Source organism: Waddliaceae bacterium (genome assembly GCA_018694295.1).
In the GTDB taxonomy this organism is placed as follows: domain Bacteria; phylum Chlamydiota; class Chlamydiia; order Chlamydiales; family JABHNK01; genus JABHNK01.
The window spans coordinates 1-3,742 of the sequence record JABHNK010000030.1; the positions used below are offsets into that span (position 1 = coordinate 1).

Genomic DNA, 3,742 nt, shown 5'->3' on the forward strand with positions numbered 1-3,742 from the left:
AACGAAAGAAGCTCTTGAGGAAAATGTAAAAGGCTTTACATTATTTTCTGATAAAGTCCCCGCAGTTTTGTATGTCGCCACGCTTTTCTTGCAAAAGCCTCTTGAAGACACCCTTGAGCAATGTAAACTTCTTAAGATGTCGAAAAAGGAAAGGTCTTTTGTTGAGACATTATATCATGCTCGCGATCTTTCCGACGATGAAAACACCGAAAATGTATCGTGGGTGCGACTCTATGCAGACGATAATACAGAAGCGTGCTTAGAAGTCCTCGCAGCATATTATCACGAAGAAGAGCGCTCGGAATTCCTTAAAGACTATCGTAGAAAACGGCGGCTTATGTCCTCGGCGATAGGGCGTATAAAGAATAAAACTCCTATTGTCACTTCAGCGATATTGCAAGAGCACGGCATTGTGCCAGGAAAAGAGATGGGCGATATCCTTCGCGAAGCAGAAAGAATTGCTGTCAATGAAATGCTCGATGATGCCAATGATATTATTAAGCTTTTACAAAAATCACCAATATGGCCGCAACGATGACTTTAGTGATAACAAGCCCACAAAACCCCGTTGTCAAGCGCCTTGTAAAGTTGCGCGACGATAGTTCATATCGCGAAGAAGAGAATAGCGCTATAGTTGTTGGCAGGAAAATGGTATCAGAGGCACAAAATCACACAACGCTGAAGACAGTGATTATCCTTGATGAAGGGGATATCCCTTCTAACATAAAATGTGACAATATTATAATGGTGACGCCGGAGATAATGAAGAAGGTGTCGGGTGTAAAAAACCCAGAACCTATTATTGCTGAGGTCGTAATAACGACGATGCCGATAACCGACGATATGCGGTTCTTCGTCGTCCTTGAAAACATCTCCGATCCTGGGAATATGGGTACGTTGATACGTACTGCGCTAGCATTAGGATGGGATGCTGTAATCATCATCGGCGACAGCGTCGATGTTTATAATGACAAGGCTTTACGTGCCGCTAAAGGAGCGACGTTCCGCATTCCTATTGTAAAGCTGTCATTGGAAGATCTTAAAAAGCTCCTCGAAAATAAAGACGTTCCGCTTTACATTGCCGACATGGCCGGCGACGACATTTCTTCTATAGAAAACCGCGATTCTGCGGCTTTACTTCTTGGAAGCGAAGCCCATGGCGCTTCGGTTAAGGCAAAAGACGCAGGAACGCTTGTATCTATACCAATGTCTGGAGACATTGAGTCGCTAAACGTCGCCGCTGCAGGAAGTATTTTGATGTATATAATGAAAAAATAGGAATTCATGAAAAAAGATTGTAACGACCATATTTCTGAAGAAGATTATTTCCACGGGGCGCGAAGGGCTGCGCGCAAGGAGCGCAACCGCATCGTACAATCCGACAGGTCAAAATATAAGAAGTCCGACCTCGATAAAGCCGCCAAAAACAAAGAAGTCATAGAGATAAAACATTCGCATCGTGGTAGGGTGCTGTCGATATCGTCGCAGGGGATCCTTGTCGACAGCGAAGGAATACAGTATATGTGCTCGCTTCGTGGCGCTTTGAAGAAAGAAAAGACGCGGCAGAAGAGGCTCATCACCGTCGGAGACTTCGTTCATTTCGACGTTACTGGCGATGAAGGAGCAATAGGACATATCGAGGAAAGGCGTTCTGTGTTATCGCGCGCCGACAACCTCGCAAGAACAAAAGAACAGTATATCGCTGCAAATATCGACCAGGTACTTATCACTATTTCTGTCGTTAATCCCACCCTTAAACCTTCGCTAGTCGACAGGTATATCATCTCGTCGGAAAAAGGAAATATGCTTCCTATTGTTGTCGTCAATAAAACAGACCTTATTAACGAAGCTACCGCAGAAGAACGCGAGCAGTATGATATATTCAGGAGAGAATATTCCAAGGCAGGAGCAACAATTGTTGCTGTCAGTGCTGTCACAGGCGAAGGTCTCGATGCCCTGCGTTCTTTGATGAAAAACAAAGCTTCAGTATTCGCCGGGCAGTCGGGCGTGGGAAAGTCTTCGCTGATAAACGCAGTAACGGGCCTAGACCTTACTGTCGGTGAGGTTGTCGACAAGACAAGAAAAGGCTCGCACACGACGACGCAGTCGCATTTGATACCTTTAGAGTGCGGAGGGTGGTGTGTCGACACTCCCGGAATAAAAAGCTTCGGTATGTGGGAGCTTCACCGTGAAGAGATAGCAGGGTATTTCCCTGATATTGAAGAAATAAGAGGGCATTGTAAATTCCAAGACTGTATGCATATTTCCGAGCCCGATTGCGCCGTAATAAAAGCCGTCGAAGACGGCGATCTTTCGTCGATGCGCTACGATTCATACCTAAGCCTCATCGATGAAGCCGATGAAGAACATCACCGACGGTAGTACTTTTTTCCTTGCACAATGTTTGTTAAAGCATTAAATTAATATGCGACAACAATAACTGCTTAAGGAGAACCACTATGTCATTTATCAAAACTGTTGAAGCTCTTGAGATTCTAGACTCTAGAGGAAACCCCACAATACAGGTAACCGTAACCACCGAAGATGGTGTCGTGGCTACCGCCGCTGTGCCTTCGGGGGCGTCGACGGGAGAGCATGAGGCCGTAGAACTCCGCGATGGCGACAAAAAACGGTATAATGGTAAAGGCGTCAAAAAAGCTGTTGCTAATGTCGTAGGACCTATTGCTGAAATCGTAATAGGACAGAATGTCTCCGACCAGGAAGTTATAGATCGACTTCTCATCAGTGAAGAGGGGACACCGAATAAAAATAAGTGGGGTGCCAACGCCATGCTTGGCGTTTCGATGGCAATAGCACGCGCTGGGGCGATAACAGCGGGGGTTCCACTATATCGGTATATTGGTGGAGAAGAAGTGCGACAACTTCCAGTTCCTATGATGAATATCATCAACGGTGGTGCCCATGCCGATAGCTCTCTCGACTTCCAGGAGTTTATGATACGTCCAAAAGGCGCGCCGACTTTCGCTGAAGGCCTACGCTGGGGAGCTGAGACATTTCATGCGCTTAAAGCCATTCTTAAAGAAGAAGGGCACGTTACTGCCGTCGGTGATGAAGGAGGTTTCGCGCCGATGTTACCTTCCGACGAGGCTGCCCTTGAGATGATTCTTCGTGCCATAGAAAAAGCCGGATACTGTCCTGGAGAAGATATTTCTCTTGCTCTCGACTGCGCAGCGTCGGAATACTACGATAAAAAAAGCGGAAGATATATCGAGAAAAAGAAGAAGGCCGCCGGAGAGAAATATAAAGAGCGCTCGGCAGAAGAGATGACGGCGCATCTCAAAGTTCTAGCAGAAAAATACCCCATAGATTCTATAGAAGACGGTCTCGATGAGAACGACTGGGAAGGATGGGCTCATATGACAAAAGAGCTGGGTAATAAAATACAAATCGTTGGTGATGACATCTTCGTGACGAACCCACAATTTCTGCAGCGCGGCATCGGCGAAGGTGTGGCGAACTCTATCCTGATAAAACTCAACCAGATAGGAACGCTGACGGAGACTCTAGAAACAATACGGCTGGCACATGCTAACGAATATACAACGGTGATATCGCATAGATCTGGAGAGACAGAAGATGCCATTATCGCTGACCTCGCCGTAGCGACATCGGCAGGGCAGATAAAGACAGGCTCGCTGTCACGCTCCGACCGTATAGCAAAATATAACAGGCTTCTTGTCATCGAAAAAGAACTCGGCGAGAGAGCGATATATAAAGACAG

General features: G+C 46.3%; 4 protein-coding genes. All 4 read left to right on the forward strand.

The features are described from left to right. A partial coding sequence (locus HN980_03500; protein MBT6928544.1) for a hypothetical protein occupies positions 1 to 538 on the forward strand: 538 nt, incomplete at its 5' end. Further along, entirely contained in the window at positions 535 to 1,278 is a 744-nt protein-coding gene (locus HN980_03505) for an RNA methyltransferase (protein ID MBT6928545.1), read from the forward strand. The genes HN980_03500 and HN980_03505, both read left to right, overlap by 4 nt. Positions 1,279 to 1,284: 6 nt before the next feature. Further along, positions 1,285 to 2,382, forward strand: coding sequence for a ribosome small subunit-dependent GTPase A (gene rsgA / locus HN980_03510; GenBank protein ID MBT6928546.1), 1,098 nt, complete (start codon positions 1,285 to 1,287; stop codon positions 2,380 to 2,382). Between the two features lie 77 nt (positions 2,383 to 2,459). Then, a partial coding sequence (gene eno, locus HN980_03515) for a phosphopyruvate hydratase (protein ID MBT6928547.1) occupies positions 2,460 to 3,742 on the forward strand: 1,283 nt, incomplete at its 3' end.